At 65.7% G+C, this 25,596-nt stretch carries 26 protein-coding genes; 9 read left to right on the forward strand and 17 right to left on the reverse strand.

Annotated features, from left to right (window positions below; all coding sequences use genetic code 11):
* Positions 1–129 precede the first annotated feature (129 nt).
* The 3 genes from RO07_RS18475 (at position 130) to RO07_RS18485 (ending at position 1,461) form a co-directional block, all read left to right on the forward strand.
* The gene (locus RO07_RS18475; RefSeq protein ID WP_072637219.1) at positions 130–438 is read left to right on the forward strand and encodes an ElaB/YgaM/YqjD family protein; all 309 of its coding nucleotides are present in this window, start codon (positions 130–132) and stop codon (positions 436–438) included.
* Between the two features lie 107 nt (positions 439–545).
* Positions 546–929, forward strand: coding sequence for a phage holin family protein (locus tag RO07_RS18480; RefSeq protein ID WP_039404747.1), 384 nt, complete (start codon positions 546–548; stop codon positions 927–929).
* Between the two features lie 13 nt (positions 930–942).
* Entirely contained in the window at positions 943–1,461 is a 519-nt protein-coding gene (locus tag RO07_RS18485) for a DUF3318 domain-containing protein (RefSeq protein ID WP_052266710.1), read from the forward strand.
* 24 nt (positions 1,462–1,485) lie between these two features.
* Here the strand turns inward: RO07_RS18485 and RO07_RS18490 are convergent, their stop codons facing one another.
* From RO07_RS18490 to RO07_RS18525, 8 genes are all read right to left on the reverse strand, one after another.
* The gene (locus RO07_RS18490; RefSeq protein WP_084072693.1) at positions 1,486–2,115 is read right to left on the reverse strand and encodes a GspH/FimT family pseudopilin; all 630 of its coding nucleotides are present in this window, start codon (positions 2,113–2,115) and stop codon (positions 1,486–1,488) included.
* Positions 2,105–2,734 carry a pilus assembly PilX family protein gene (locus tag RO07_RS18495; protein WP_084072694.1) on the reverse strand — a complete coding sequence of 210 codons (630 nt, stop codon included), beginning with the start codon at positions 2,732–2,734 and terminating at the stop codon, positions 2,105–2,107. Before RO07_RS18495 ends, RO07_RS18490 begins: the two co-directional genes overlap by 11 nt.
* Positions 2,713–3,681, reverse strand: a complete 969-nt coding sequence (locus RO07_RS18500) for a PilW family protein (protein ID WP_039404753.1) — start codon at positions 3,679–3,681, stop codon at positions 2,713–2,715. Before RO07_RS18500 ends, RO07_RS18495 begins: the two co-directional genes overlap by 22 nt.
* 56 nt (positions 3,682–3,737) lie before the next feature.
* Complete coding sequence (locus tag RO07_RS26340) at positions 3,738–3,962, reverse strand: hypothetical protein (protein ID WP_039404754.1); 225 nt, start codon at positions 3,960–3,962, stop codon at positions 3,738–3,740.
* A 468-nt stretch (positions 3,963–4,430) separates the two neighbouring features.
* The gene (locus tag RO07_RS18510; RefSeq protein WP_039404755.1) at positions 4,431–4,688 is read right to left on the reverse strand and encodes an acyl-CoA-binding protein; all 258 of its coding nucleotides are present in this window, start codon (positions 4,686–4,688) and stop codon (positions 4,431–4,433) included.
* A gap of 327 nt (positions 4,689–5,015) precedes the next feature.
* Complete coding sequence (adeC, locus tag RO07_RS18515; RefSeq protein ID WP_039404756.1) at positions 5,016–6,506, reverse strand: AdeC/AdeK/OprM family multidrug efflux complex outer membrane factor; 1,491 nt, start codon at positions 6,504–6,506, stop codon at positions 5,016–5,018.
* A gap of 3 nt (positions 6,507–6,509) precedes the next feature.
* Positions 6,510–9,686 (reverse strand): efflux RND transporter permease subunit, encoded by a 3,177-nt coding sequence (locus tag RO07_RS18520; protein WP_039404758.1) that lies wholly within the window; start codon positions 9,684–9,686, stop codon positions 6,510–6,512.
* 15 nt (positions 9,687–9,701) lie between these two features.
* The gene (locus RO07_RS18525) at positions 9,702–10,937 is read right to left on the reverse strand and encodes an efflux RND transporter periplasmic adaptor subunit (RefSeq protein ID WP_039404760.1); all 1,236 of its coding nucleotides are present in this window, start codon (positions 10,935–10,937) and stop codon (positions 9,702–9,704) included.
* 467 nt (positions 10,938–11,404) lie between these two features.
* On the opposite strand from RO07_RS18525, the gene RO07_RS18530 reads away from it, so the two are divergent.
* The 4 genes from RO07_RS18530 to modC all read left to right on the forward strand — a co-directional run bounded on the left by RO07_RS18530 (position 11,405) and on the right by modC (position 15,118).
* Positions 11,405–12,094 (forward strand): TetR family transcriptional regulator, encoded by a 690-nt coding sequence (locus tag RO07_RS18530; RefSeq protein ID WP_052266711.1) that lies wholly within the window; start codon positions 11,405–11,407, stop codon positions 12,092–12,094.
* Positions 12,095–12,502: 408 nt separating this feature from the next.
* Positions 12,503–13,312 (forward strand): molybdate ABC transporter substrate-binding protein, encoded by an 810-nt coding sequence (modA, locus tag RO07_RS18535; RefSeq protein ID WP_237171293.1) that lies wholly within the window; start codon positions 12,503–12,505, stop codon positions 13,310–13,312.
* 11 nt (positions 13,313–13,323) lie between these two features.
* Positions 13,324–14,022 carry a molybdate ABC transporter permease subunit gene (gene modB, locus RO07_RS18540; protein ID WP_039404762.1) on the forward strand — a complete coding sequence of 233 codons (699 nt, stop codon included), beginning with the start codon at positions 13,324–13,326 and terminating at the stop codon, positions 14,020–14,022.
* Positions 14,012–15,118: a molybdenum ABC transporter ATP-binding protein gene (gene modC, locus RO07_RS18545; RefSeq protein WP_039404764.1), complete on the forward strand. Its 1,107-nt coding sequence runs from the start codon at positions 14,012–14,014 to the stop codon at positions 15,116–15,118. Before modB ends, modC begins: the two co-directional genes overlap by 11 nt.
* A gap of 93 nt (positions 15,119–15,211) precedes the next feature.
* Here the strand turns inward: modC and RO07_RS18550 are convergent, their stop codons facing one another.
* From RO07_RS18550 to RO07_RS18570, 5 genes are all read right to left on the reverse strand, one after another.
* On the reverse strand, positions 15,212–15,508 hold the full coding sequence (locus tag RO07_RS18550; protein WP_039404766.1) for a hypothetical protein: 297 nt from the start codon (positions 15,506–15,508) through the stop codon (positions 15,212–15,214).
* A 94-nt stretch (positions 15,509–15,602) separates the two neighbouring features.
* Complete coding sequence (locus RO07_RS18555) at positions 15,603–16,427, reverse strand: molybdopterin-dependent oxidoreductase (RefSeq protein ID WP_052266712.1); 825 nt, start codon at positions 16,425–16,427, stop codon at positions 15,603–15,605.
* 29 nt (positions 16,428–16,456) lie between these two features.
* The gene (locus RO07_RS18560) at positions 16,457–17,077 is read right to left on the reverse strand and encodes a cytochrome b/b6 domain-containing protein (RefSeq protein WP_039404767.1); all 621 of its coding nucleotides are present in this window, start codon (positions 17,075–17,077) and stop codon (positions 16,457–16,459) included.
* A gap of 169 nt (positions 17,078–17,246) precedes the next feature.
* A complete protein-coding gene (locus RO07_RS18565) occupies positions 17,247–17,756 on the reverse strand; it encodes a winged helix-turn-helix domain-containing protein (RefSeq protein ID WP_084072698.1) in 510 nt (169 codons plus the stop codon).
* On the reverse strand, positions 17,746–18,363 hold the full coding sequence (locus RO07_RS18570) for a CoxG family protein (protein ID WP_052266713.1): 618 nt from the start codon (positions 18,361–18,363) through the stop codon (positions 17,746–17,748). Before RO07_RS18570 ends, RO07_RS18565 begins: the two co-directional genes overlap by 11 nt.
* Before the next feature lie 500 nt (positions 18,364–18,863).
* Between RO07_RS18570 and RO07_RS18575 the strand changes: the two genes are divergently transcribed.
* Complete coding sequence (locus RO07_RS18575; RefSeq protein WP_237171294.1) at positions 18,864–19,916, forward strand: XdhC family protein; 1,053 nt, start codon at positions 18,864–18,866, stop codon at positions 19,914–19,916.
* 239 nt (positions 19,917–20,155) lie between these two features.
* Here the strand turns inward: RO07_RS18575 and RO07_RS18580 are convergent, their stop codons facing one another.
* Both RO07_RS18580 and RO07_RS18585 read right to left on the reverse strand, forming a co-directional pair.
* The gene (locus RO07_RS18580; protein WP_039404768.1) at positions 20,156–20,629 is read right to left on the reverse strand and encodes a peptidase associated/transthyretin-like domain-containing protein; all 474 of its coding nucleotides are present in this window, start codon (positions 20,627–20,629) and stop codon (positions 20,156–20,158) included.
* 138 nt (positions 20,630–20,767) lie between these two features.
* On the reverse strand, positions 20,768–22,294 hold the full coding sequence (locus RO07_RS18585; protein WP_039404770.1) for a DegQ family serine endoprotease: 1,527 nt from the start codon (positions 22,292–22,294) through the stop codon (positions 20,768–20,770).
* A 264-nt stretch (positions 22,295–22,558) separates the two neighbouring features.
* Here RO07_RS18585 and RO07_RS18590 point away from each other — a divergent pair, with 264 nt between their 5' ends.
* Positions 22,559–22,969, forward strand: coding sequence for a hypothetical protein (locus RO07_RS18590; RefSeq protein WP_084072700.1), 411 nt, complete (start codon positions 22,559–22,561; stop codon positions 22,967–22,969).
* Between the two features lie 147 nt (positions 22,970–23,116).
* On the opposite strand, the gene RO07_RS18595 is transcribed toward RO07_RS18590, so the two are convergent.
* Together RO07_RS18595 and RO07_RS18600 are read right to left on the reverse strand one after the other, a co-directional pair.
* Positions 23,117–24,520: an ATP-binding protein gene (locus RO07_RS18595; RefSeq protein ID WP_039404772.1), complete on the reverse strand. Its 1,404-nt coding sequence runs from the start codon at positions 24,518–24,520 to the stop codon at positions 23,117–23,119.
* On the reverse strand, positions 24,520–25,227 hold the full coding sequence (locus RO07_RS18600; RefSeq protein ID WP_039404774.1) for a response regulator: 708 nt from the start codon (positions 25,225–25,227) through the stop codon (positions 24,520–24,522). Before RO07_RS18600 ends, RO07_RS18595 begins: the two co-directional genes overlap by 1 nt.
* Positions 25,228–25,596 lie beyond the last annotated feature (369 nt).

Consider the following 25,596-nt stretch of genomic DNA (forward strand, 5'->3'; position numbering starts at 1 on the left):
TGTTGCAAATAATTATTCGAAATATAGCCCTGATTCAGTGTTGTTTTATGGCAACGACACCTCGAAAGGGTTACGATAACACTCATTCCCTTTCGCAATTTCCCTCCCCCAGAAACACGGGTGATGACCATGTCGCAATCGCACACCAACAAGGAGAAGTTCATGACCGACATCAAAACCGTCTTGGCCGACGCCGAAGATCTGCTCAAACAAGCCGCCAACACGACCGGTGAGCGCGCCTCCGAACTGAGCGACAAGGCCCTGACGCTGCTCAAGCAAGCCAAGGAAAAGGCATCCGACGTGCAGGTCGTCGTCGTGGAGAAGAGCAAGCAGGCCGCTCGCGCCACCGATGACTACGTGCACGACCATCCGTGGCAGGCCGTGGGCATTGCGGCCGGCATCGGCGTGGTGATCGGGTTGCTGCTCAACCGCAAGTAAGCTTCCGCCGGCGTAGGTCACTTCTTCGCCCACTCCGCCCAGGGTGGCGTCCGCCTGACCGGAGCGACGGGTCGGGCGGCCATCCGAGTTCAGCTCAAGACCCACCCATGACCGACAATGATCGCACGCCCCCGCCGCGGCCCTCGCTGCGGCGACTTGCCGGTGCGATGCTCGAGATCGTGCAGTCGCGCATCGAACTCATCGGCATCGAACTGACCGAAGAAAAAGAGCGCCTCATGGGCGCGGCCTTTCTCGGCCTGGCCGCGATGCTCTTCAGCGCGCTCGCGCTCGTGTCGCTGACCGCGCTGGTGATCGTGATTTTCTGGGACACCTACCGCCTGCAGGCGATGACCGGCATCTTCATCGTGTACCTCGCGCTCGCCGCATGGTGTGCCGCGCGCGCGCGCAACATCCTGCGCGACGCCCCGATGCCATTCGAGGCCACACTGGCCGAGTTCGAAAAGGACCGCGACGCACTGCGTCCGGACTGAAGGAGATCTGCCCGTGCCGCTGGAACCGAATCGCCCCCGCCGCACCCGGCCGTCGCGACGTTCACGCCACGAACTGCTTGCCATTCGCAAGGAGCTCGTTCTCACGCGCATCGCCGTCGAACGCGCCGAGCTGATCCAGGCCTCGCGCGTCACACGCGAGCGCCTGCGCAACTTCCGCTGGATCCGTTATCTGCTCCCAGGCGGCTTGTCCAAGCTCTCCGGCATTGGCGGTCTTGCCAATTCCGGCCTCAAACTCGGCGGCCTGCTCGAACGCTATCCGCTCGTGAGCTCCGTTGCCTCCCTCGCCCTCACCGGCCTCTCGCATACGCCCGTCGGTCGCGTATTGCGCCGCAGCCTGAAGTGGGGCGGCCTCGGCGTGCTCGCCTGGCAAGGCATCAAGCTCTGGCAAGCGTCGACGAAGTCATCGGCACCTCCTGCGGACGACGCCGCGGCAGGACACACCAGCGCTACCGGCGACACCCGCAGTTCCCCAAGCGGAAATCACGAAAGCGGCACCCCACCAGTGATGTGATCCCCTCGGCCCTGCCGTTCGCGACTACGGGTCGCAACGTCGGGCCATGCGAGGCCGACCATAGGCATTGATCGTGATGCAGATGCGCCGGCCGTGCCCCGTTACCCGCACCGTGCCCGACACCCAGTTGTGCTCCTCTGTCCTGATGAAGCCATCCTCGGCGAACGCCAGTCCCAGCGTGCCGTAGAGTCCCCATCGCGCTTCGATCCGCACGCCCCGCGGTAGCGGCGCGTACCGCCCCAGCAATCGCTCGCCCACATCGAGACGGTCGTTCCGGTTGCTGTCGACGAACGTCATCCATCCACTGCTCAGACTCCGGCCGTCGTTCGGCGTCATCGCCACGCGTTGGTGGCGGCCAAGCGCCTCGGCCCGCGCCGCCTGCATCGACGCGAGCAGCGCACGCGCCGTGATGTCGACCGACACCCGGCGACGGGCCGCCTCGATCGACGGCGAGGCGGCCAGCAGCGCAATAGCCAGCAACGACACGACAACGACGCACTCCAGCAGCGTAACGCCACGCGACCTTGGGCACATCAGGTGCGTCGGGCATATCGAGCATCCCGAGCATCTCGAGCGCATCGGGTCTTTGCGGCGCCCCGACCACTTCAGGCGTTGCAGGATGCCCCGCCCGCCACAAGCCCTCTCACGTCTCATCGCAACTCTCGCTGCGTGCCGTCAATGCCGACGACCTGATTGCGCTGTCGTCCCATGACACCACCTCTCGCCAACTGAGCGGGCGCAAAGCAAACGATGGTGCGGCGCCGTCCCGCTTCAGCGATTCGCGTCGGCGGACCTCGTAGATCGCCTGCAGGTAGACGCGCGTGCTCGGCAAATCCCCGCAACCCATCGCACTCACCCGGTAGCGGCGCACCAATGCGTTACGTGCGTCGCCATCCGCCTCGTAGGCACTCGATGCGATCCGCTCGATGAAATAGCGGGCCTTGTGAACCCGCACGACGATGTCGTGACGCCGCCAGTCGACCTTCTGCCATCGGGACTGCCAGGTCCGAGACCAGTCCGCGTCACGCTGCTGCGCCGGGAGCACGCCGTTCGGGCCCGACTGGAATGTCGACGCCTGTGAAATGGCGCGCGCGTCGGCACCGTCGGTCAGCCGATGGCGTGCATCGGCAAGCGCGCGATCCGCCGCGTCGAACGCTTTCACACGATCGTTCGCGTAGGCCATGAAGCGGTTCGCCAACTGTCGATGCTGCATGCCGGACGCGGCCAGCGCCATGAGCGCCGCGAGCCACATCACCATGAAGACGCCAACCATGGCGCCACCTCGCCGATGCCGCCGTCATTGCGGCGATGGACCACCGCGTTGAACACGTGCAGATGAACGTCGCCGGCGTTACTCAACTGCCTGAAGTCGCGCCCGCCGGACGAGGCATCGAAGACTTCGACGACACGCGTCGCTCGCGCCTTGCCGCCGCGCCGCGGCGCACCTCGCATGACCAGCGATATCGCCACGGCCGCCACATTCTCCCAACCACCTTCGCCGCGCGGTGCTACCGGCGGCTTGCGGCGCGCGCTTTTGACGGGATCGACCCAACGCAAAGCGCCGGACGACCCCGCGCGAAATCCCAGTCGGATGTACATCGCCTCCACCCCGCTCACCAGCACCTGACCAGGGTGCAGCTTCGGCGGCAGCGTTCGCTGGTCGCCATAGCGGCAAAAAAGCGAAGGAACGCCGTCGTCGCCCTTGTCGACATAGAAGTGACTGCGATGTCGCATGTCCGTTTGTGCGATGCCGATGGCGCGATGTCCAGCGCAATTCTGAACCGCGCCGTTGCCCTTGATGAAGCCCGCGCCGTGATACTGCACCTCCAGCAGCGAACTACCCTGCCAGCCGCGACGCGGGCAATTGTCGACCGCACCGGCGCACTCGGCGCTTGCACGTATCGACGGCCAGTCGCGCCGGCCGCCACCCGTCGATGGCGCAAGGCCGCCTTCGATCGGATCCCAGTTCCGGTAGCCGGCGATTGCCACCGCACGCGAGAGCTGTGTCAGCGCGAAAACCGCACGCTCGTTGACGTCGTACCGCTCGGCCTGGGTCCGCCATAGTCGCAAACCGGCGAGATAGATGGCCGTGGCCGCCATCACGATCAACAGCCCGAGCGGCATGGCCACCACGCATTCCAGCAGAGTGAAGCCCGCCATGCGCGGCGTGTGCGGCGTGTGCGGCGTACGAACACGCAATTTTCCGAGTGGCGGCGCCATAGCCACTCCGCCTGCGGTCGAGACCGCAAGCGCACCTCCTGCCGTCATTGCGAGGGTCACCATGCGCCGCCCCTGTCGTTGCGTGCCACACCGGCGACGGGCACGGTACGCGTGGCGTCCCTCGTCACGCTCGCCGCTTGTGACTCGCTGCGCATCGGTGCGACCGATGTCGTCGCCGCCATGGCCCCCGCCGCCTGCCATCGGGAAAAGCCTTCGGCGCCAGCCATCAACGCCGCCAGCGTGACGGTGATCTCCAGCAGCGCCGCGCCGCGGGTCAGCATTCTGCGCCGTGCGCCGCCCGCGCGTTCGCATTGCGGTGCGTCGCTGGCTGACGGCTTTCCGGGCCATGGCGTCCGTCCCTGGCGACGTCCGGCATCCCGCGGCGGTACATGCTGCCGGTGCCGCGCCCACGTGCCCACAGACGCAGCCAGGCGGTCGCGCAAAGCCTGCCGATCTGCGCGGCGCTGTTGGTGTCGTCGATCCTGTTGCATGGTGCGATCCCTCGTCTCGTTGATGACGAGTCCATCGTCGCTTGCCGCCCCCTCTCGCGCCAATCGGACGGCACCGCGAAACCTACCCCTCCATGCGCCACCACACTTCTCACACGCAACATCGCGAGTAACGCGCCGATCCAACAGCGCCGCCGCAAATCTCGCGTCCATAAAAAACGGCGACCGAAGTCGCCGTCTCCTGGCTCGCCGTATGGCACTGTCACTGCATTACGCTGCCGGTAGCGTCCATCCTTCCTCTCAACCCTTGAGCGAATCGATGAGCTCGATGTAGCGCTGTTGCACTTCCTCTTTCGGCTGACCCTTGAGCATTTCCCAGGCGTCGTACTTGGCGCGGCCGACGAAGTCGGTCATGCCGGGACGTGCGCCGCTCACATCGCCCTCGGTGCCTTGCTTGTAGAGCGCATAAATGCGCAGCAGCGTGAAATTGTCGGGGCGCTCGGGCAGCGTCTTCGACTGGGCTACCGCCTCGTCGAATCGGGCTTGCAGATCGCTCATGATGTCTCTCCCTGGAAAAACCGTCAGCTTGTCAGTGCCCCTCGCGACGCCTTGCCGACGCATGAAAAAAGGCATGCGCGAGAGCACTCGCGTCGACGCTCGGGGTGTTGCGAATACAACGCGATCAGGATAGCGACGAAGCCCCGCACGAGGTAGAGGTGAGCGTAGAAGCGTGCGTCTAAACCTCTCGGGAACCAAGAGGATCGAGCGCATAGGATGCGCGCCGGAATGCAAAACACCCGGCACGTGGCCGGGTGTTTCGACGTTCAAGTTTTGCGTCGTGGCGAGGCGATCGCGCGATTCACACCGCGTCCCCGCCTCGAACGGTCACGACGCAGAGGCTGCCGGCGCCGACGCCGCATCCGCATTCGCCGGCACCGTGCGCTCTTCCCAACCGCCGCCGAGCGCCTTGTACAGCGTGACGAGGTTGCTCCAGCGCGCCAGACGCGTGGCGATCAGCGTCTGTTGCGCCGAGTACAGCGAACGCTGCGAGACCAGCGCGTTGAGATAGCTGTCCACGCCGTTGCGATAGCGCAGGTCCGAGAGCTTGTAGCTCTCCTCGCTCGCCTTGACGAGCGATTCCTGCGCCGCGATCTGGTCGTCGAGCGTGCCGCGCGCGGCCAGCCCATCGGACACTTCGCGGAACGCCGTCTGAATCGCCTTCTCGTAGTTGGCGATCTCGATGCGCTTTTGCACCTTGGCCAGATCGAGGTTGGCAACGTTCTGCCCACCCGCGAAGATCGGCAGCGTGATGGTCGGTGCGAATGACCATGCCCCCTGCCCGCCCTTGAACAGATTGCTCAACGACGCACTGGCCGTGCCGGCGTTCGCCGTGAGCGAGATCGACGGGAAGAACGCCGCGCGTGCTGCACCGATATTGGCGTTGGCGCCCTTGAGCGTATGCTCGGCGGCGGTCACGTCCGGGCGACGCAGCAGCAGATCGGACGGCAACCCGGCGGGCAGATCGGTCAGCAGCCCCTGTCCGTCGAGCGAGCGCCCCGGCGGCAGATCGGCAGGCAGCGGCTGGCCGATGAGCAACGCGAGCGCGTTCTCGTCCTGCGCGACCTGACGCGTGTACTGCGCGAAGTTGGCCCGCGCCGTATCGACCGGCGTCTGCGCCTGACGCAGATCCAGCCCGGAGGCCGTCCCCACGTTGAAGCTGCGCTTGGTCAGGTCATACGACGATTGTTGGCTCTTGAGCGTATCGGCAGTGAGTCGCAGCAGTTCCTGATCGGCAAGCCACGTCAGGTAAGCCGTGGCCACTTCCGAGACGAGCGTGATGTGCGCCGCCTTGGCCGTGTCCTCGGTCGCCAGGTACGTCTCCAACGCCTGGTCCTTCAGGCTCTGGATACGACCGAACAGATCGAGTTCGTACGACGTGAAGCCCACGCCGACCTGATAGCTGCGGCTGATGCCCGCCCGCCCCGACGCCGTCATGTCCGCCGGCGTGCGCTGCACCGACGCCTGCCCCGCCGCCCCGATCGAGGGCAGCAGCGCCGAGCGCTGGATCTGGTACTGCGCACGCGCGGCTTCGATGTTGAGCATCGACACGCGCAGATCGCGGTTGTTCTGCAACGCGATCTCGATCAGCTTCTGCAGACGAGGGTCCGTGAAGAAGTCACGCCAGCCCAGATCGGCGGCCGCCACCGCATTCGCGTTGGTGGCGCCGTTCTGGTTCGCCCCTGCAGGCGTCTTGTAGGCCGGACCGTTGGGGAACGTCGTGGCGATCGGCGCCTCGGGCCGCTCATAGTGCGGCGCGAGGGTACAACCTGCCAGTAACGCTGCCGCCAAGGCAATCGGCAATGCTTTGTGCTTCATAGGTCAGTTTCCTTCCTTGGCGGGGCCGTCGGTTGCGTCCGGGTCATGACGGGCTTCCGGATGCTCCACCGTGTCCAGATCCTCGTGCGCGAAGCGCTTGCGCACCATCACGAAGAAGAGCGGCACGTAGTAGATCGCGAGGAACGTTGCCGCCAGCATACCGCCGATCACGCCGGTACCGATCGCGTGCTGCGACGCCGAGCCTGCACCGTTCGAAATCGCGAGCGGCAGCACACCGAGAATGAACGCCATCGACGTCATCAGAATCGGACGCAAACGCAATCGCACCGCTTCCATCGTCGCTTCCATCAGGGTGCGGCCCTGCTCCTGCAGATCCTTGGCGAATTCCACGATCAGAATCGCGTTCTTCGCCGACAGCCCCACGGTGGTCAACAGACCCACCTGGAAGTACACGTCGTTCGACAATCCGCGCAGCGTGGCGGCCAGCAGTGCGCCCAACACGCCCAGCGGCACCACCAGAATCACCGAGAACGGAATCGACCAGCTTTCGTACAACGCGGCCAGACACAGGAACACGATCAGGATGGAGATCGCATACAGCGCCGGCGCCTGCGCACCCGAAATGCGTTCTTCGAACGACAGCCCCGTCCACTCCAGGCCGATCCCCGGCGGCAGTTGCTTCGCGATCTCCTCGACCGCCCGCATGGCATCGCCCGAAGACTTGCCCGGTGCCGGCACACCCTGGATTTCCACGGCAGGCACACCGTTGTAACGCTCCAGACGCGGCGAGCCGTAAATCCACTTGCCGGTCGCGAACGCCGAGAACGGCACCATCTTTCCGCTGGAGTTGCGCACGTACAGCTTGTTGATGTCCTGCGGCAGCATGCGGTCCTTCGGTTCGGCCATCACGTAGACCTTCTTCACGCGACCATGGTCGATGAAGTCGTTCACGTACGACGAACCCCACGATGCCGAGAGCGTGCCGTACACGTCGGCAATCGACAGACCCAGCGCGGAGGCCTTCTCCTCGTCGACGTCCACCTTGTACTGCGGCGTGTCTTCGAGGCCGTTCGGACGCATGTTCGCGAGATTCGGGTTCTTCGCGGCCATTCCGAGGAACTGATTACGGGCCGCAATGAGCGCGTCGTGGCCAAGGCCCGCGCGATCCTGCAACTCGAAGTCGATACCGCCCGCGTTGCCGAGTTCAGGCACCGACGGTGGGTTGACCGCGAAGATCATCGCGTCCTTCACGCTCGCGAAAGCCTGATAGGAGCGTGCGATCACCGACTGCACCTTGAGATCGGACGACTGGCGCTGATCCCACGGCTTCATCATCGTGAATGCGATACCCACGTTCTGACCACGGCCGTTGAAGCCGAAGCCGGTCACCGTGAAGATCGAACGCACGGCATCCTTTTCCTTCTCGAGGTAGTGCTTCTCGACCTGCTTCATCACGCCGAGCGTGCGCTCCTGCGTGGCGCCCGGCGGCAATTGCACGATGTTGAAGAAGTAGCCCTGGTCCTCGTCCGGCAGGAACGCGGTCGGCATGCGCACGAACAGGAAGCCCACCGCTGCCACGATGACCACATAGACGATCACGAGCGGCGTGCCCCGCTTGAGAATGCGCTCGACCTGGCTCTGATACTTCTTCGAACCGTTGTCGAACGTGCGGTTGAACCAGCCGAAGAAACCGCGCTTCTCGTGCACCTCGCCCTTCTTGATCGGCTTGAGGATCGTCGCGCACATGGCCGGCGTGAGCACGATAGCCACGAGCACCGACAGCGCCATGGCCGCCACGATGGTCAGCGAGAACTGACGGTAGATGGCGCCGGTCGAGCCGCCGAAGAATGCCATCGGCACGAACACCGCCGAGAGCACGAGCGCCACACCCACCAGCGCGCCGACGATCTGGCCCATGGCCTTCTTCGTCGCTTCCTTCGGACTGAGCCCCTCTTCGGCCATCACCCGTTCGACGTTTTCCACCACCACGATGGCATCGTCCACGAGCAGACCGATGGCCAGCACCAGACCGAACATCGACAGCGTGTTGATCGAGAAGCCCGCGGCACCCATGATGCCGAACGTACCGAGCAGCACCACCGGCACGGCAATCGTCGGGATGATCGTGGCCCGCAGGTTCTGCAGGAACAGATACATCACGAGGAACACCAGCACGATACCTTCGATGAGGGTCTTGATCACTTCCTCGATCGAGATCTTCACGAACGGCGTGGTGTCGTACGGGTAATCGACCTTCATGCCGGCCGGGAAGTACGGTTCGAGCTCGGAGACCTGCTGCTTGACGGCCGTGGCCGTTTGCAGCGCGTTCGCACCGGTGGCCAGCGTAATGGCCAGACCCGCGGCGGGCTTGCCGTTATAACGCGCGACGATCTGGTACGACTCGCCGCCGAGTTCGACACGGGCGACGTCGCCCAGACGCACCTGCGAGCCGTCCTTGTTGACCTTGAGCAGAATCTTGCGGAACTGCTCCGGCGTCTGCAGACGGCTTTGCGCCATCACGGTCGCGTTGAGCTGCTGGCCCTTCACCGCCGGCGCACCGCCCAGCTCACCGGCCGAGATCTGCACGTTCTGCGCCTGGATGGCGTTCGAGACGTCGATGACCGTGAGGTTATAGCTGTTGAGCTTCTGCGGATCGACCCAGATGCGCATTGCATACTGCGAGCCGAACAGCTGCACCTGACCCACGCCGTTCACACGGCTGATCGGATCCTGCATGTTGGCCGCGATGTAGTTCGCAAGGTCGATGTCGGACATCGCACCGTCGTCCGAATACGCGCCGATCACCAGCAGGAAGTTCTTGGCCGCCTTGGCCACCTTGATCCCCTGCTGCTGCACCTGCTGCGGCAGCAGCGGCGTGGCGAGCTGCAGCTTGTTCTGCACCTGCACCTGCGCGATGTCCGGGTCGGTACCCTGAGCGAACGTCAGCGTGATCTGAGCGGTACCCGAGCCGTCGGACGTCGACGACATGTACTCGAGGTGATCGATACCGTTCATCTGCTGCTCGATCACCTGCGTGACCGTATCCTGCACGGTCTGCGCCGAAGCGCCCGGATAGACGGCGGTGATCTGCACGGACGGCGGTGCGATCGGCGGGTACTGCGAGACCGGCAGCTTCAGAATCGAAAGCGCACCGGCCAGCATGATGACAATGGCGATCACCCAAGCAAAGATCGGGCGATCGATAAAAAACTTTGCCATGAATGAGGCTCCGCGTTATTGGGCTTTGGCGCTAGAGGCGGCATTCGCCTGCGATGCGGGGGCGGCGGCGGCCGGTGCGCTCGCGCCTGTCGGCGATTGCGCCTCGCTACCCGGCAACTGCGCCGGAACCGCCTTCGCCGGCGAGCCCGGGCGCGCCCGCTGAAGTCCGGACACGATGACCTGATCGCCCGCGGCCAGACCCGAGCTCACCAGCCACTTGTCCCCGATCGCACGATCGGTAACCAGTTGACGCAACTCGATCTTGCCTTCCTTGTTCACGATCAATGCCGTCGGCTGGCCCTTCTGGTCGCGCGTGACGCCTTGCTGCGGCACGAGCAGACCGCCTTCCTTCACGCCTTCGGCGAGCTTCGCGTGCACGAACATGCCGGGCAGCAACTCGCGATTCGGGTTCGGGAAGATGGCGCGAACCGTCACCGAGCCGGTCGCCTGATCGACAGTGATGTCCGAGAACTGCAGCTTGCCTTCGAGCGGATACTTCGTGCCGTCTTCCAGCGTCAGTTCCACGCGCGCGGCATTCTTGCCCGCGCTCTGCAGCTTGCCGTCGGCCAGCGCGCGGCGCAGACGCAGACCGTCGGCGGCCGATTGCGTCACGTCCACGTACATCGGATCGATCTGCTGAACGGTCGTCATGAGCGTGGCGGCGCCCGCCTGCACGTACGCGCCCTCGGTCACCTGCGACAGCCCCGTACGGCCCGAGATCGGGGCCGGCACGTCGGTGTAGCTCAGGTTGATCTTGGCCGTTTCGACGGCCGCCTTGCCGGCCTGCACGTCGGCGTCGGCCTGCAGTGCGGCAGCCACGGCGTTGTCGTAGTCCTGCTTCGACACCGCTTCCACGGCCACGAGTTGCTTGTAACGATCGGCCAACAGCTTGGTCGACGCCTGGTTCGCGACCGCCTTGGCCAGCGTGGCCTTGGCGTTCTCGTAAGCGGCCTGATACGTTGCCGGATCGATCTTGTACAGACGCTGGCCTGCCTTGACGTCACCGCCCTCGGTGAAATCGCGCTTGAGCACGATGCCGTCGACGCGCGCGCGCACGTCGGCTACGCGGAAAGGCGCGGTACGTCCGGGCAGATCGGTCGTCAGTGTTACGTTCTGGGGTTGCAGCGTCACGACGCCGACTTCCGGCACCATGCCCTGCTGCTGCGGCGGCTTCTTGCCGCACGCGGCCAGGGTCACGACCGCGAGTGCTACGGCAGTGACCATCCCCAGTGAACTTCTCTTGACGTGCATATACGCCCCCGATAAATGGAATGCGGTCAAACAAAATGACAAGTACGCTGCGACGATTGCGACGGCGAAGGCCGGTCCACAATCCCGTCGCGCATAGGCGGGTCGGCGAGTGCCTGACGCCCGCATGAGCAGGCCACCGGTGAAAAACCGGAAAGCAGTCGCGAAGACGCCCCCCGGTGCGCGGCCTGCGCCGCGCGCTCTGGCACTCGTATGAGATCGTCGAACAGGCTCCGGGACACCAAGGCGAATGACCAAAAGCACCATGCGGCACTTCCCGGTCGATTCGCGCCCCAGGCCATCCGGGGTGTTTCCCTTAGACGGAGGAGCTTAAATGCACCCTGTGCAATAGAGCAAGCGGCTGCTATTATAGATACATTCATGAATGTATGTAAATCATATTGCGTCGCACTAAGCGCGCCGCGGTTTACATGGCATTTCGCAAATTTTCGCCGCCCCCGTGACACAAGATGGCTCGCAGAACCAAAGAGGAAGCGATCGAGACTCGCAATCTGTTGCTCGACACCGCCGAGACGGTGTTCGCACAGAAGGGCGTGTCGCGCACATCGCTTGCCGACATCGCCGAAGCCGCCGGCCTCACCCGCGGCGCCATATACTGGCACTTCAAGAACAAGATCGATCTGTTCAACGCGATGACCGATCGCATCCGTTTGCCGATGGAGCGCATGATCGACGAGGAGTGCACGGAGCCCGAAGACGGCGATCCGGTGCTTCGCATGCACGAGATCTGCAAGCTCGTGCTCAAGGAGACGGCGCGCAACGAGCGTCGTCGCCGCGTGCTCGACATTCTGTTCCACAAATGTGAATACACCGAGGAGATGCTCTCGGTGCTGGAGCGCCAGCGCGAAGCCTGTGCCGACGGCAAGGCCCGCATCATGAAGGACATGAAGCGCGCCATCGAGCGAAAGCAGTTGCCTGAAAGACTCGACACCCGGCGCGCGGCGATCATGTTGCACGCGCTGGTGGTCGGCATGATGTCGGACTGGCTGTTCCTGCCCGACTACGACCTGGGCCTGGAATGCGACGCCGTGGTCGACGGCTTCTTCGACATGCTGCGCACCAGCCCGGCCATGCTCAAGGCGGACGACTCGGTCGATCTGGTGCACCAGCCGGCCACGTCGACGCCCGCCTCGGCCTGATCCTCGCCTCGGGGGAATCGGAAATCCCGGCGATTTGCTACGTATGATTAATTAGCAGGCGCCGGCATCCGGCACCTGCCTTTGTATTCCCCACCGCCCGTCCCCTCCGGACTCGCTCCATTCCGGCGTCACCGCCCAAAACGTCCCGATTTCTCTCATTGTCCGCGCGACCTCACCGCATCGAAGGGCATTCGTATGCCGTGATACCTCGTATATCTGTACAGTTCCGCGTCGTTATATATAATCCTACACAACGCGCTGCGAGCCCCCTGTTATCGCTCCGTCCGCGCGGCCCTGCCGCACACGACAGACAGTCCGGCCTTGCCGCCGGGCTGCACCACAATGCCGGCTCCCGAGGACGCATCGCCCCGAAGCCGACCTAGCCACCCCACGCTGGAGACCTCGTCTGTGAAAGCCGCCGTAACCGCTAGCCCCAAGTCCCGATCCCGCAAGCCCTCCGCCCTGCTGCATCGCGCACTGGGCGTCGTCGCCGTCGGCGCGAGCCTGTTGTTTGCCAGCCATGCCGCCGCGCAGCAGGTATTCGCCGCCGCGAGCATGAAGGACGCGCTCGACGATCTGTCCGCGGCCTACACCAAGGAAACCGGCAAGAAGCCGGTGCTGGTGTACGGCGCGAGCTCGACGCTGGCGCGTCAGATCGAAAAGGGTGCGCCGGCCGACGTGTTCATCTCGGCCGACCAGGACTGGATGGACTACGCGCAGAAGCACGACCTGATCGACACGACGACGCGTCGCAATCTGCTCGGCAACGAGCTCGTGCTGATCGCCCCAGCGACGACCTCGGGCGACGTTAACCTGAAGACGAGCACGGATCTCGACGCCAGGCTCGGCAACGGCAAGCTTGCCATGGGCGACCCGGCACACGTGCCGGCAGGTCTGTACGGCAAGGCAGCGCTGGAGAAGCTCGGCGTCTGGTCGAAGGTGCAGGGCAAGGTCGCCGCCGCCGACAACGTGCGCAATGCGCTGTTGCTGGTCGCACGCGGCGAGGCGCCATACGGCATCGTCTACAGGACCGACGCGAACGCCGAGAAGCGTGTGCGCATCGCGGGCACGTTCCCGGCCGACAGCCATGCACCGATCGTCTACCCGGTGGCAGTAACGAAGCAGGCCAATCGCGCCGACGCCGATCCGTTCTACAGATTCCTGCAGACGCCTGCCGCACAGGCCACGTTCCAACGCTACGGCTTCGGCCGCCCGTAACGGCATCGTCCATGGGCCTCACCTCGGAAGAATGGGGCATCGTCGAACTCAGCCTGCGCGTCGGGTTGTGGGGCACGCTTTGCAGCCTGCCCTTCGCCTACGCCGCGGCCTGGGTACTCGCCCGCCGGCAGTTCCCCGGCAAGGCGCTGCTCGATGCCATCCTGCATTTGCCGCTCGTGCTGCCACCGGTCGTGGTCGGCTTCGCCCTGCTCGTGCTCTTTGGCGCGCAAGGCGCCATCGGCAAACTGCTTCGCGAGTGGTTCCACTTCACCTTCGCGTTTCGCTGGACGGGCGCCGCGCTGGCCGCCGGGGTGATGGGCTTCCCGCTGCTCGTGCGCGCGATCCGTCAGGCACTCGAAGCCTGCGACACCAAGCTGGAACAGGCCGCGCAGACGCTCGGCGCGGGTCCATGGCTCACGTTCCTCACGGTCACCCTGCCGCTCACGTCCACCGGCGTGCTGCATGGCTTCGTGCTCGCGTTCGCGCGCGCGCTCGGCGAGTTCGGCGCCACGATCACGTTCGTCTCCAACATTCCTGGTCAGACACAGACGCTGCCGCTGGCGATCTATACCGCGACACAGATCCCCGACGGCGATGCGATGGTCTGGCGCCTGTGCGCGATCTCGGTGGTGCTCGCGGTGGCCACGCTCATCTTCTCCGAAGCGATGATCCGCTTCGGCAATCGCAAGGCGCTCGGTCATGACGGTTGACGTTCGCCTCCAGCATCGTTTCGGCGCCTTCGCGCTCGATGCGACGTTCGCGGCCGGCACAGGCGTCACGGCGCTGTTCGGCCCTTCGGGCAGCGGCAAGAGCACCGTCGTCAATGCGGTCTCGGGTCTGCTCGAACCCGACGCCGGACGCATCGTCGTCGGCGGCGAGGTACTTTTCGACAGTACCGCCAAGGTGTGCCTGCCGACGTGGCGTCGCCGCATCGGCTATGTGTTCCAGGACGCCCGCCTGCTGCCGCACCTGACGGTGCGGCAGAACCTGCTGTTCGGGCGTTGGCTGCGGCGCCGCGACGTGGCCGCCGCCGGCGCTGGCGCGATCGCCTTCGAGCATGTGCTCGAGGTACTCAACCTCGGGCATCTGCTCGCTCGCCGCCCGGGAGCGCTCTCCGGCGGCGAGAAGCAACGTGTCGGCATCGGTCGCGCCCTGCTCTCGTGCCCGCGCATGCTGCTCATGGACGAACCGCTCGCCTCGCTCGATCACGCGCGCCGTCTCGAAGTACTCGACTACCTGAATCGCATCCGCCACGAGCTGAAGCTGCCGGTGCTGTACGTGACGCATTCGCTCGATGAAGTCATGCGGCTCGCGGACCAGGTCGTGCTGTTTCGCGAAGGCAGGACCATCACGCAAGGCGCACCGGCCGATGTGCTCAACTTACATCGCGAGGCGCTGGACGGCGCCGAGCAAGCCTCCGGTACCGTGCTCGAGACGTGCATCGTGGCGCACGACGCGCAGTACGGGCTGACCGAACTCGCCGTCAACGGCAACGCCGCGGTCCGGCTGCGCGTGCCGAGAGCCGGCGGCGAAGCGGGCGACGCCTGCCGCATTCTCGTGCGCGCGCGCGACGTGGCCGTGGCGACCACGCCGCCGGTGGACACCAGCGTGCTCAATGTGTTGCCCGCGCGGGTCGCGACGCTGCGCGATCTCGGCGATTCGGTGGAGGTGGGCGCCACGCTCCTCGGCGATCCGGCCGCGACGGCCGTGCACGCACGCATCACGCGCTATTCCGCCGATCAACTGCAGCTCGCGCCGGGACGCGACGTGTATCTGCTGATCAAGTCGATCGCGCTGACACGTTAGGGCGTCAGGGCGTTCTTGCGTCGGCGCATCGATGACAAAGGCGTCGCAACGGCCCTCCGCTGCGACGCCTTTGTCGTTCCTCGCGCGATGAATTTACTGGCTTTTGCCCATGGCGTCTCCTTTACCCATGGCATCGCCCTTGCCCATGGCGTCCTTCTTGCTCATCGCGCCGCCTTTGGACATGGCGTCGTGCTTGCCCATTGCGTCGCCCTTGGACATCTTGCCGCTCTTGTCCATGTCCTTGCTCATGGCGTCCGGCTTGCGCATGGCGTCGCCCTTGGACATCGCATCGCCTTTGCTCATGGCGTCCTGCGCGAATGCCGCACCCGTGCCGAGCGCCGTCGCCATTGCCATTGCCATTGCCATCACCGCCAGATATCGCGTCTTCATCTTCGTGTACCTCCAAGTGTGAGGGGTTGCGAGCGCACGTCGCATGCGCTCCGTTGCCGTGCAGTCGAGCGTGCCGGAGGCTCCGGCGGCCGCATCAACTGCCGCCGAACCAGTTGTAGCCCTGGTCCTCCCAATACCCGCCCGGATACGTGTTGGTCACGAATATCGCGCGGATGTGTTTGGGATTCTTGTAGCCGAGCTTCGTCGGGATACGCAGCTTCATCGGAAAGCCGTATGCCCTCGGCAGCGTCTGGCCGTCGTAGGTCAGCGCGAGCAGCGTTTGCGGGTGCAACGCCGTCGGCATGTCGATGCTCGTGTAGTAGTCGTCCGCGCATTGGAAGCCGACGTACCGTGCCGTGGTGTCTGCACCGATACGACGCAAGAAGTCGGCGAACGTCACGCCGCCCCAGCGTCCGATGGCACTCCATCCTTCCACGCAAACATGGCGGGTGATCTGATCGGCCATGCGGGGCGCGGCGAAGCGGCGCAACGCGTCGAGCGTCCAGGGCGCGCGATCGGCGATCAGCCCTGAGAGCTCCAGCCGGTAATCGGATTCGTCGACGACCGGGGCTTCATCCATCGTGTAAAACGCATTGAACGGGAACGGACGCGTGATGCGCGACGCCGGGAACGTCGGTGCGAGCACGTCCTGCCGGAACAGCGCCGCCTGCACGCGATCGTTCCAGCGTGAAATCCTGTCGAGCGCCGACTCGACGCTCGCGTTGTCGTCCAACGAGCAGCCCGAGAGCAGGGCCACTCCGCCAAGCGAGAGCGTTCGGGACAGAAACGCGCGGCGTGAAGGTTCGGCCACGCGTCGCGTCACCAGCGCCCGGGCTTCGCGCAGGATCGCGTCGCCGTCGCGCACGTCCGGGGCATTGGCGGATGGGCCAGGCATGGGGGATTTTCGTTCCAGTGTCATGTGAGTTCTCCAGCGCGCGGCACAGGCGTTCAGCGCCCGATGATCATGGTGCGCAACGTGCGCGGCACGAGCACCACCATCGCGACGTGTACGACCACGAACCCGACAAGGCCCGACATCGCCAGGAAATGCACCCAGCGCGCCCCCTGAAAGCCGCCGAACATGGCGCACAGCCACCCGAGCTGCACCGGCTTCCAGATGGCAAGCCCCGAAGCCACGAGCAGGATGAGATCGAGCACCGCGAAGAGATAGGCCGCGCGCTGTACCTGGTTGTAGTGGCGCGGGTCGTCGTGCGCGAGACGGCCGCGCAGCGCGGCGAGCGCATCGTGCAGTACACCGTGCAGCGTCAGCGGGAAGAAGCGGCGCCGAAATCGTCCGCTGCCGGCATTCATCAGCAGATAGACCACGCCGTTGGCCGCGAGCAGCCACATCGCCGCGAAGTGCCAGCGAAGCGCGCCGCCGAGCCAGCCGCCCAGCGTGATGCCGTTGGCAAAGCGAAAGTCGAACAGGGGCGAGGCGTTATAGATTCGCCAGCCGCTCGTCACCATGACGACCACGGCCAGCACGTTGAGCCAGTGCGTGATGCGCAGCCAGCCCGGCTGGGCCGCGCGCTGCGGCGCGGACTTCGTCAGAGTGGACAGATCGGACATCGGAGCCTCCATCGCCGGGTTGGCGTCGATGGAACGAGTGTCGCGTCAGGCCGGTGACGAAGTCCTCACGGAAAATAAACGTTTTCGTGATAGCTTGCCGCCGCCCGGGGATACGGGCGAAGCGGCAGTCGTATCGAGGGAGGCGGTGAAGAGGCGTGGACGACGCGGCTTACGCGTCAGGATCGACGGCTTTGCCGTCCTTGAGATAGGCGTCGAAGATCGGTACGCGCGCGTCGAGCAGCGAGCGGATTTCTCTGAGCAGTGTGTCGTAATGCGCCGCGAGATTCTGCGCAAACGGCGTGAGTGCAGCGCCGCCACCGGAGACGCCGCCGATATGACGCGTGACGAGCGGCTCGCGAAACTCGTGGTTCATGGCCTCGACGAGCAGCCACGCCCGCCGGTACGACATGCCCATGCGGCGTGCCGCCGCCGAGATCGATCCCGTCGCGTCGATCGCGCGCAGCAATGCCACGCGCCCGGGCCCGAACACGGGCGTTTCGCCGTCGCGAATCCGGACGCGTACGTCGTAGCCGGCCACCCCGGGCTGTGCCGGCGGCTTGGCGGCGGCCTCCAGTGCTTCCGCCGCGGCCAGCAACTCGCGTGCGAGGGCGTCGCTGTCCGGCGCGACGGTCGTGGCGTCCGCCGAAAGTCTCCTGCCTCGCCGACGCTCAGCTGGCATGGTTGCCCCACATCACGATGAAAATCAGGACGAGCACCGCCACCACCCACGGCCACCAGCGCGCGAACCTGCCGCGTGCGGACGGTACGTCGCGCATGGCGGCGTCCGCGGCGAGCGCGGCGGCCACCTCGCCGTCGGCCGCCATCGGGTCGTTGATCTTGTGATGCGGTGCGACGAGCCCGATCAAGCGCGTGAAGAACGTGTCGGCGAGCGCGTTCGCGGCGGCGTCGGCCTGCGGGCCGTCCAGATGGGCGTACTCGCCGCCGAACTGCGCCGTCAGATCGTAGGTCAGCAATGTGTTCATCGGTCCTTGCGATAACAGCGCCACGGACGCCCGACCTCGGGTGAGCCCGGCCGAGGACCCCAGTCCGTCGAAATTCAATACGTACGATGTGGGCGGCACCACGTCGGTGAGCGTGATCCGACCGCTCCAGCGCCCGCCCATCGGGCCGAGCGTCGCAACGATGACGACATCCCACGTCGCGTCGTCGACGCGTTCGATCGACTGGCAACCCGGAATGCACTGACGCAACACTCCCGGGTCGTTCAGCGCAATCCACGCGACATCCCTGGCGACCGGCAGTTGCCGGCTGTTCCGTAGTTCCATTGCCCCTCCCTTACGTTTGCCTTCGTTTGACTTCGCTGCCCCGGGCGTCACCGCGGTCATCCGTCTTCACGCACACTCGACCCCGGCAAACCTGTCGAATGTCGAAATATTGTGACACGAGTTACCTCGCGTCATACCGCCCCTGCGACAGTGAGTCCGCCCTTGTGCACGCGACATCGCCGGACTTCCGCGAACGCCGATCGGTCGTCTCTGCCCGGGTCCGATCGCTCCGAATCGCCTCGGGCCCACACTCGCATCACACCCGAATCGCAACGAACAGCGGCCTCACACCGCCGTATCGCACGAAATACAGCGCAAGCCGAGGCGCGATATACTCGGCGCATCACAACGAGCGGTTGATTGTCGGCATCGGCCAGTCCCTCGGGCCCTACGCGTATCCACGGCCGCGCTTTACTGCGCGCGCGATGCCACGGGACCACCCCGCCGGGGCCCCTGCCTCGCAGAGATTGCCGCTCGCGTATTGACGAAGGAACCGTGCAATGGACAGTGTCGATCTGGAAGTGCTGAAGTCCGCCGTACAGTGGTCGCGCGCGGGCTTTTTCGTTACGCTCGGCACCGTCGTACGCACCTGGGGATCGGCGCCCCGCCCCGTGGGCTCGATGCTCGCCATCCGCGAAGACGGCCACATGGTCGGCTCCGTCTCGGGTGGCTGCGTCGAGGACGATCTCATCGCCCGCATCCGCGGCGGCGACTGGCCGCAGGATCGTCCACAGCTCACGAGTTACGGTGTGACGGCCGAGGAAGCGCACCGTTTCGGATTGCCCTGCGGCGGCACGCTGCAACTCGTGCTGGAGCCCGTGCGCGAAACGTCGCGCATCGCGGAACTGCTCGACGCCATCGCACAATTCCGGCTCGTCGTACGCGAGCTCGACATGATCACCGGCGCCGTGCAGATGGCGCCGGGCCATCGCACACCGCCTGTCGAATTTGACGGCGCGCGGCTCATCACGTCGCACGGTCCGCGCCGCCGGCTCGTCGTCATCGGCGCGGGACAGCTCTCGAAGTACGTGGCAAGCATGGCCTGCGCGCTCGACTATCACGTCATCGTCTGCGATCCGCGCGAAGAATATGCCGACGAATGGCAAGTGCCGGGCACCGAGTTCTCGCGCGAGATGCCCGACGATCTGATCGTGCGACTGCAACTCGACTCGCACAGCGCGGTGCTCACGCTCACCCACGATCCGAAGCTCGATGACATGGCACTGCTCGAAGCGCTCAAATCGCCGGCGTTCTACATCGGCGCCATCGGCTCGCGGATCAACAACGCGCGCCGCCGCGAACGTCTGTCGCTGTTCGACCTGAGCACGGCGGAGATCGAGCGGCTGCACGGGCCGGTCGGCATGCACCTCGGGGCGCGCACGCCTGCCGAGATCGCCGTGGCGATCCTCGCTGAAATGACAGCCATCAAGAACGGCATCGCGGTGACGCAGACGTTTGCCTTGCGCGGCGCCGACGAGGGCCCGGACAGCAATGCCGAAGGCGCCGGCAACACAACGTCTCCCGGCGACGCCGCCGCGTACCGCGCCGCCTGATCGCACGTCTTCGCCGACGTAGTTGCGGCGTCGATCACTTCGTTCGGCCAAAGGCGTAGGCGCCCACGGCGCTCCGCCATCCGCCGTCCCCCATCCCTTCGCTGCAATCGTCTGTCTGCCTGGCGACAGCGCAAAAAAAAGCGCCGCCTTTCGGCGGCGCAACTCGCTCACTCCTTACAGAGTGCTACTGCCTGGGTTGCCTCATCGTCTGCCTATCCGCACGTCGGCCGTTCGGCACATCAGTCGTGCGGCCACAGAAATGTTGCGGCGGCGTGCCCCTTCGCGGGCACCTTCACTTCCTTGCTCATCGGCCTGCCGTTGTAGGTCGCCTTCACGGTGTAGCTGCCCGGGGGCACCTTGACCAGCATGAACGGCCCCTTCGCGCGCGTATCGAGCACCGTGGTGGTGCCGCGCATGATCTGGACTTGCGCATCAGCGACGTACTCGTTGGCGCCATCACCGCGCGCCGCCATCTCGATGGACAACGGCCAGCGCGCCGCCTCCCGCTTGAAAGCGCCGGACTCGTCGCTGTCGATACCGCCCGAGACATACGACACGTCGCCCTGCTGCATCGTGGGCGGCAGCGTGCCGCCCTGCGCATGGGCGACCGATACGACCGATACCGTCGACAGGCCACCCAGCGCTGCTGCCAAAACCGCGGCCGTGGCGGCTGCCACCGACCGGCGTTGCCACTGTTGCCATTGCTGCCACATATTCGACCTCCCGTTTCATGACCTCACATCACTTCACGATGCCGGATCGCGCCGGGCGCTCAGCGGTCCTCGATGGACCATCGGCACCCAGGCGCACAAGGTAGTGCGTGGCATCCCGCGGGTACACCGCACCTCGGCTCAGCCGAGATCGACCGGGATGAAAATCTGTTGCCCGTCACGCTGCACGAGCAATGCAACGTTGTTGCCCGCCTTCTTGAGCTTCTCGCTCAGTTGCGCGGCGCTCGTGACCGGCGTGCCGTCGAGCGACAGGATGATGTCGCCCGCCTGTACTCCCGCCCGCTCCGCCGGACCGCCTGCACGGGCCACCAGCAATCCGTTGGTGACCTGCGCCGCGCGCTTCTCCTGCGGCGAGAGCTCACGCACCGCGAGTCCCAGACGCCCATGTGTGGATGCGTCGTCGTTGCTTGCCGCGTCCTGCTTTTCATTGAGCGCCGCGACGGTCACGCTCACGTCCTGCTTGCCGCCATTGCGCCAGATCGTGAGCGTCGCCTTCTGGCCGGGCCGCATGTCGGCAATCTTCTCGGGCAACTGCACCGAATCCTCGATGGTCGCACCGTTGACCGCCAGAATCACGTCACCCGGCTTCAGATCGGACTTGGCCGCCGGCCCGTTCTTGTCGATCGACGACACCAGCGCGCCCGTGGGCTTGGGCAGACCGAACGACTTCGCGAGCGATTGGTTCACTTCCTGGATCGCCACCCCGATGCGGCCTCGGCTCACCTTGCCGTACTCCTGGAGCTGCGCCTTGACCTTCATCGCCATGTCGATCGGAATCGCGAACGACAGCCCCTGGAAGCCGCCGGTGCGCGAATAGATCATCGAGTTGATGCCGATGACCTCACCGTTCAGGTTGAACAGCGGCCCGCCCGAGTTGCCCGGGTTGACCGGCACATCCGTCTGAATGAACGGCGTGTAGTTCTCGTCCGGCAAGGCACGCGCCTTCGCCGACACGATGCCCGCCGTCACGGTGTTGTCGAAGCCGTAGGGCGAACCGATGGCCACCACCCATTCGCCGGCCTTCGACTTCGACGGATCGCCGATCTTGACCGTCGGCAGATTCGTCGCCGCGATCTTGATCAAGGCGACATCGCTCGCCTTGTCGCTGCCCACGACCTTCGCCTTGTATTCGCGCTTGTCAGTGAGCTTCACCGTTACCTGACTTGCGCCGTCGACCACGTGCGCGTTGGTCAGGATGTAACCGTCCGGACTCACGATGAAACCCGAGCCGAGACTGCGCGTCGGCCCACTGTCGCCGCCGCTGTCATCGCCACCGTCGTTGCCCGGCGCACCGTAGAAACGACGGAAGAACTGGAACAACGGATCGTTCTGATCCATCCCCGGCGGCATCGGGATCGCGGCCGCGCCACGACTCGCCGACGGTTTCCCATCGTGCGTCACACTGATGTTGACTACGGCCGGTCCGTATTGTTCCGCCAGTTGCGAAAAGTCCGGCACCAGCATGCGCGGTGCGGTATTCGGGGTGTTGGACGCCGCAGCGGCAGCCGGCAACGCCGCGTTGGCATCGCTGACAATTTCCGAGGCGAGCGGGGCTTGCCAATGCTGGCGTCCCGCGACGTAGCCCCCCGTCAATGCGACGAGTACGGCACCAGCAACCAGCGTACGAGTGAACTTTGAGGTCCGCATGAGTCTCTCCTTACCGACGACCACGTTTGAACATGAGTGTGATCGTAGAGAGGCTCCCTTAAGAGAACCTTAAGACGGTGAACGAGGAGAAAAGGTAGTACGTGTCTTGCGTATTTCTGTGCTGCGATGAGCGCTATGCGTTACGGCATCAGGCGTTTGAAGGAACTCGACGTGCATCGCGCCTTGCCCCGGTGTATCCCGCTGTCTACGGTGACAAGGTGGTGCAATCCCGCACCGCACGATCGCTTCACGAGGAGGATCACGATGCATACGACTCACAAGTTCGGCACACCGCTCCACTGCACGGCACGCGTGCTGGGAAGCACCGTGGCTGCACTCTGCCTGACGCTGGCCTTCGGCGCGCACGCCGCGCCGGGCGACGGTACACACGGCATGCAGGGCACGCAGGGCCCCGCCGATTCGTCGATCCAGGGACAGACGCAGGGATCGGCGCAAGGGCAGACGCAGACACGTGCGAGTTGCACGCCGGATACGCCGAGCGACGAGGCGCTGGTCGGCAAGACGCTGGCCGAAGCGAAGACGATGCTGCATGGCTGTCCGTGGCGAATCGGCGTACAGGACGGCAAGGCCCTGCCGGTCACCCGCGATTACCGGGCCGATCGCCGCACGCTCACGATCGAGAACGACAAGGTCGCTAGCGTGACGCGTGGATGAGGCGCGGAAGCGTCCCGACGCGTTCCTCGCGGCGCCCACAACGCACCGTCACGGTCGAATACGCGACGGCGTGCAAGGCATGATGGCGTGTGGCGGCCCGCGGTGATGTGATGGCGGCCCGTCGACGGGCGGACGGGCGACGTTTCGTCAGATCGGCGGCAGCGGTGACTGGGCCGCGCCGCCGAAGCTCACGCGCACGCGCAGCCCCCGGCCGCTGCGCGTGTCGAGCAACTCCACGGTGGCGCCATGCGCCCGCGCGATATTGCGCACGATGGCGAGTCCCAGCCCGCTGCCCTGCGTGCGCGGCGCTTGCGGATCGTCGTCCTGCTCGCTGGGCGAGTCGGGCGTCGGTCCGGACGCCGCGGCCTGCGCCGCACCGCCGCGGAAAAAGCGGTCGAACACGCGCTCCCGCTCGGCCATCGCGATACCCGGCCCGTTGTCCTCGACTTCCACCACGGCCGCCGGCGTCGCGGCGACAAGGCGCACGTCGACGTGCCCGCCGCGCGGCGTGTACTTCAGCGCGTTGTCCACGAGATTGCCGAAGAGCGTGTGCAACGCGTTGGCGTCGCCGCGCACGTGTGCGATGTCCACTAGCGCCTCGGGCGCGTCCAGCCCGAGGTCGATGCCACGAGCCACCGCCAGCGACGCGTGATGTGCGACTACGTCGCGCAGCACCGGCGCGAGCGGCATGTCGACGAAGGTCGTCGCGGCGCGCGCTGCGTCCGGCTCCTGACGCGCCAGCGTCAGCAGCTGCGCCACCATGTGCGACGCACGTTGCACGCCATCGTGCAAGTCGTGCATCGCCTCGGCGCGCTCCGCCTCCGTGTGCGCGCGTTCGAGCAACTGCACCTGCAATTGCAGCGCCGCAAGCGGTGTCCGCAACTCGTGCGCGGCGTCCGCGACGAATGCCTTCTGCTGCGCCAGCGCCTCGTCCAGCCGGCCGAGCAGGCTGTTGAGCGCGCGCACGAGCGGCCGCACTTCGTCGGGCAATCCCGCCTCGGGCAAGACATCGAGCGCCCCCGGAGCGCGCGCGTCCAGCGCCTTCGTCACGCGCCGCAGCGGTTGCAGCCCGCGCCCCACGACGAACCACACCAGCAACGCGAGCAACGGCATGGCGACGACAAGCGGCAGCAGCGTACGCAACGCCATCGACACGGCAAGCGAGTCTCGAATGGCCATCGGCTGCGCCAGTTGCACGACGTTCTCGCCAACGAGCGCCGCATACACACGCCAATCGCCGACGGGCGTCTGCACGGTGGTAAAGCCCAGTTCCGCGCGCGGCGGCAGCGGCGTGCCCGGGTGCGAGTAGTACAGCTCCACGCCGTTGCGACTCCAGATCTGGATGACCAGGCCGGCCGCATCGTTGTGCTCGCCGGGCACGCTGGAGAACGGTTCGGCGGGCAACGACAGGGCCATCTGCTGCAACTGGAAATCGAACAGCGCGTTGGCCTCGGTGCGGGCCTGGCGGAAAATCGCGACGCCGGCGAGCACCAGCGCCGCCGCAAGCGTGAGCAGCAACCCGACGAGAAGACGCCGACGAATCGAACGCATCAGTCCGCCTCCGATGCCGCGGTACCTTGTGCCGGCGGCATCTCGCCGGCCTGGGCCGGCATCATGTAGCCAACGCCGCGCACGGTGCGGATCGCCTCCGCGCCCAGCTTCTTGCGCAGGCCGTGAACGTGGACTTCCACCGCGTTGCTGGCGACTTCCTCGCCCCATCCGTAGATGCGCTCTTCGAGCTGCGTCTTGGACAGCACCGCCCCCGGGCGATTGAGCAGCGCTTCGAGCACGGCGTACTCGCGAGCCGACAGCACGACGGGCGCGCCGCTGCACGTGACCTGCCGCGTTGCGGGATCGAGTACGATCGCGCCGTGGCGCAGCAGCGGCTCGCTGCGTCCCGCCTGACGGCGCACCAGCGCGCGCAATCGCGCAGCGAGCTCGTCGAGATCGAAGGGCTTGACGAGGTAGTCGTCGGCACCGGCATCGAGCCCCTTGACGCGATCGGCGACGGCGTCGCGCGCGGTCGCGATGAGCACCGGCAGCGTCTGACCGCGCGCACGCAACGTGCGCAGCACATCGATGCCGTCACGACGCGGGAGGCCGAGATCGAGCAGCAGCGCGTCGTACGATTCGAGCGCGAGCGCATCGAGCGCACGCTGGCCGTCGCCAACATGGTCGACGGTCCAGCCGTCGTGGCGCAGGCCTTTCATCACGGCCGCCGCAATCATCGCGTCGTCTTCCACCAATAGGATTCGCATGGCTTGTCGGAATCGTTGAGCTCCCGCGGAGCCTGCTCGCCCCGCGCGGGAGCCGCGTGTGGATGTTGCCTAAGGGTGACATTCAGAGAATTTTCAACCTATTGTAGCGACAGTTCGTTGCATGGCCGCTTTACAATGCAGCTAACCACGCGCCGCGCATGTCAGACGCACATCGCGGCCCGGCAACTCAAATGACCGCTTCGCCGCCGCGTCCGCACCGCTGTGCCTGGCCCACTCCAGATCCGCCCAGGTCCGCACGGTTTCGCTGCGCGCAACACTGGAGAACATCGCCTGTCATGCGCGTTCCTCGCTTTCCTCGTCTTCCTCGCCGCCCCGGCGACTCCCTTTTCTCAACGCCTCGTTTGTCGT

The organism is Pandoraea pulmonicola (genome assembly GCF_000815105.2).
Classification (GTDB): domain Bacteria; phylum Pseudomonadota; class Gammaproteobacteria; order Burkholderiales; family Burkholderiaceae; genus Pandoraea; species Pandoraea pulmonicola.

Coding starts and splice junctions, on each gene's coding strand:
- RO07_RS18475 (WP_072637219.1), top strand. CDS start 130: ATGTCGCAATCGCACACCAACAAGGAGAAGTTCATGACCGACATCAAA.
- RO07_RS18480 (WP_039404747.1), top strand. CDS start 546: ATGACCGACAATGATCGCACGCCCCCGCCGCGGCCCTCGCTGCGGCGA.
- RO07_RS18490 (WP_084072693.1), bottom strand. CDS start 2,115: ATGAGACGTGAGAGGGCTTGTGGCGGGCGGGGCATCCTGCAACGCCTG.
- RO07_RS18495 (WP_084072694.1), bottom strand. CDS start 2,734: ATGGTTGGCGTCTTCATGGTGATGTGGCTCGCGGCGCTCATGGCGCTG.
- RO07_RS18500 (WP_039404753.1), bottom strand. CDS start 3,681: ATGGCGCCGCCACTCGGAAAATTGCGTGTTCGTACGCCGCACACGCCG.
- RO07_RS26340 (WP_039404754.1), bottom strand. CDS start 3,962: ATGCTGACCCGCGGCGCGGCGCTGCTGGAGATCACCGTCACGCTGGCG.
- RO07_RS18510 (WP_039404755.1), bottom strand. CDS start 4,688: ATGAGCGATCTGCAAGCCCGATTCGACGAGGCGGTAGCCCAGTCGAAG.
- adeC (WP_039404756.1), bottom strand. CDS start 6,506: ATGAAGCACAAAGCATTGCCGATTGCCTTGGCGGCAGCGTTACTGGCA.
- RO07_RS18520 (WP_039404758.1), bottom strand. CDS start 9,686: ATGGCAAAGTTTTTTATCGATCGCCCGATCTTTGCTTGGGTGATCGCC.
- RO07_RS18525 (WP_039404760.1), bottom strand. CDS start 10,937: ATGCACGTCAAGAGAAGTTCACTGGGGATGGTCACTGCCGTAGCACTC.
- RO07_RS18530 (WP_052266711.1), top strand. CDS start 11,405: ATGGCTCGCAGAACCAAAGAGGAAGCGATCGAGACTCGCAATCTGTTG.
- modB (WP_039404762.1), top strand. CDS start 13,324: ATGGGCCTCACCTCGGAAGAATGGGGCATCGTCGAACTCAGCCTGCGC.
- modC (WP_039404764.1), top strand. CDS start 14,012: ATGACGGTTGACGTTCGCCTCCAGCATCGTTTCGGCGCCTTCGCGCTC.
- RO07_RS18550 (WP_039404766.1), bottom strand. CDS start 15,508: ATGAAGACGCGATATCTGGCGGTGATGGCAATGGCAATGGCAATGGCG.
- RO07_RS18555 (WP_052266712.1), bottom strand. CDS start 16,427: ATGACACTGGAACGAAAATCCCCCATGCCTGGCCCATCCGCCAATGCC.
- RO07_RS18560 (WP_039404767.1), bottom strand. CDS start 17,077: ATGTCCGATCTGTCCACTCTGACGAAGTCCGCGCCGCAGCGCGCGGCC.
- RO07_RS18565 (WP_084072698.1), bottom strand. CDS start 17,756: ATGCCAGCTGAGCGTCGGCGAGGCAGGAGACTTTCGGCGGACGCCACG.
- RO07_RS18570 (WP_052266713.1), bottom strand. CDS start 18,363: ATGGAACTACGGAACAGCCGGCAACTGCCGGTCGCCAGGGATGTCGCG.
- RO07_RS18575 (WP_237171294.1), top strand. CDS start 18,864: ATGGACAGTGTCGATCTGGAAGTGCTGAAGTCCGCCGTACAGTGGTCG.
- RO07_RS18580 (WP_039404768.1), bottom strand. CDS start 20,629: ATGTGGCAGCAATGGCAACAGTGGCAACGCCGGTCGGTGGCAGCCGCC.
- RO07_RS18585 (WP_039404770.1), bottom strand. CDS start 22,294: ATGCGGACCTCAAAGTTCACTCGTACGCTGGTTGCTGGTGCCGTACTC.
- RO07_RS18590 (WP_084072700.1), top strand. CDS start 22,559: ATGCATACGACTCACAAGTTCGGCACACCGCTCCACTGCACGGCACGC.
- RO07_RS18595 (WP_039404772.1), bottom strand. CDS start 24,520: ATGCGTTCGATTCGTCGGCGTCTTCTCGTCGGGTTGCTGCTCACGCTT.
- RO07_RS18600 (WP_039404774.1), bottom strand. CDS start 25,227: ATGCGAATCCTATTGGTGGAAGACGACGCGATGATTGCGGCGGCCGTG.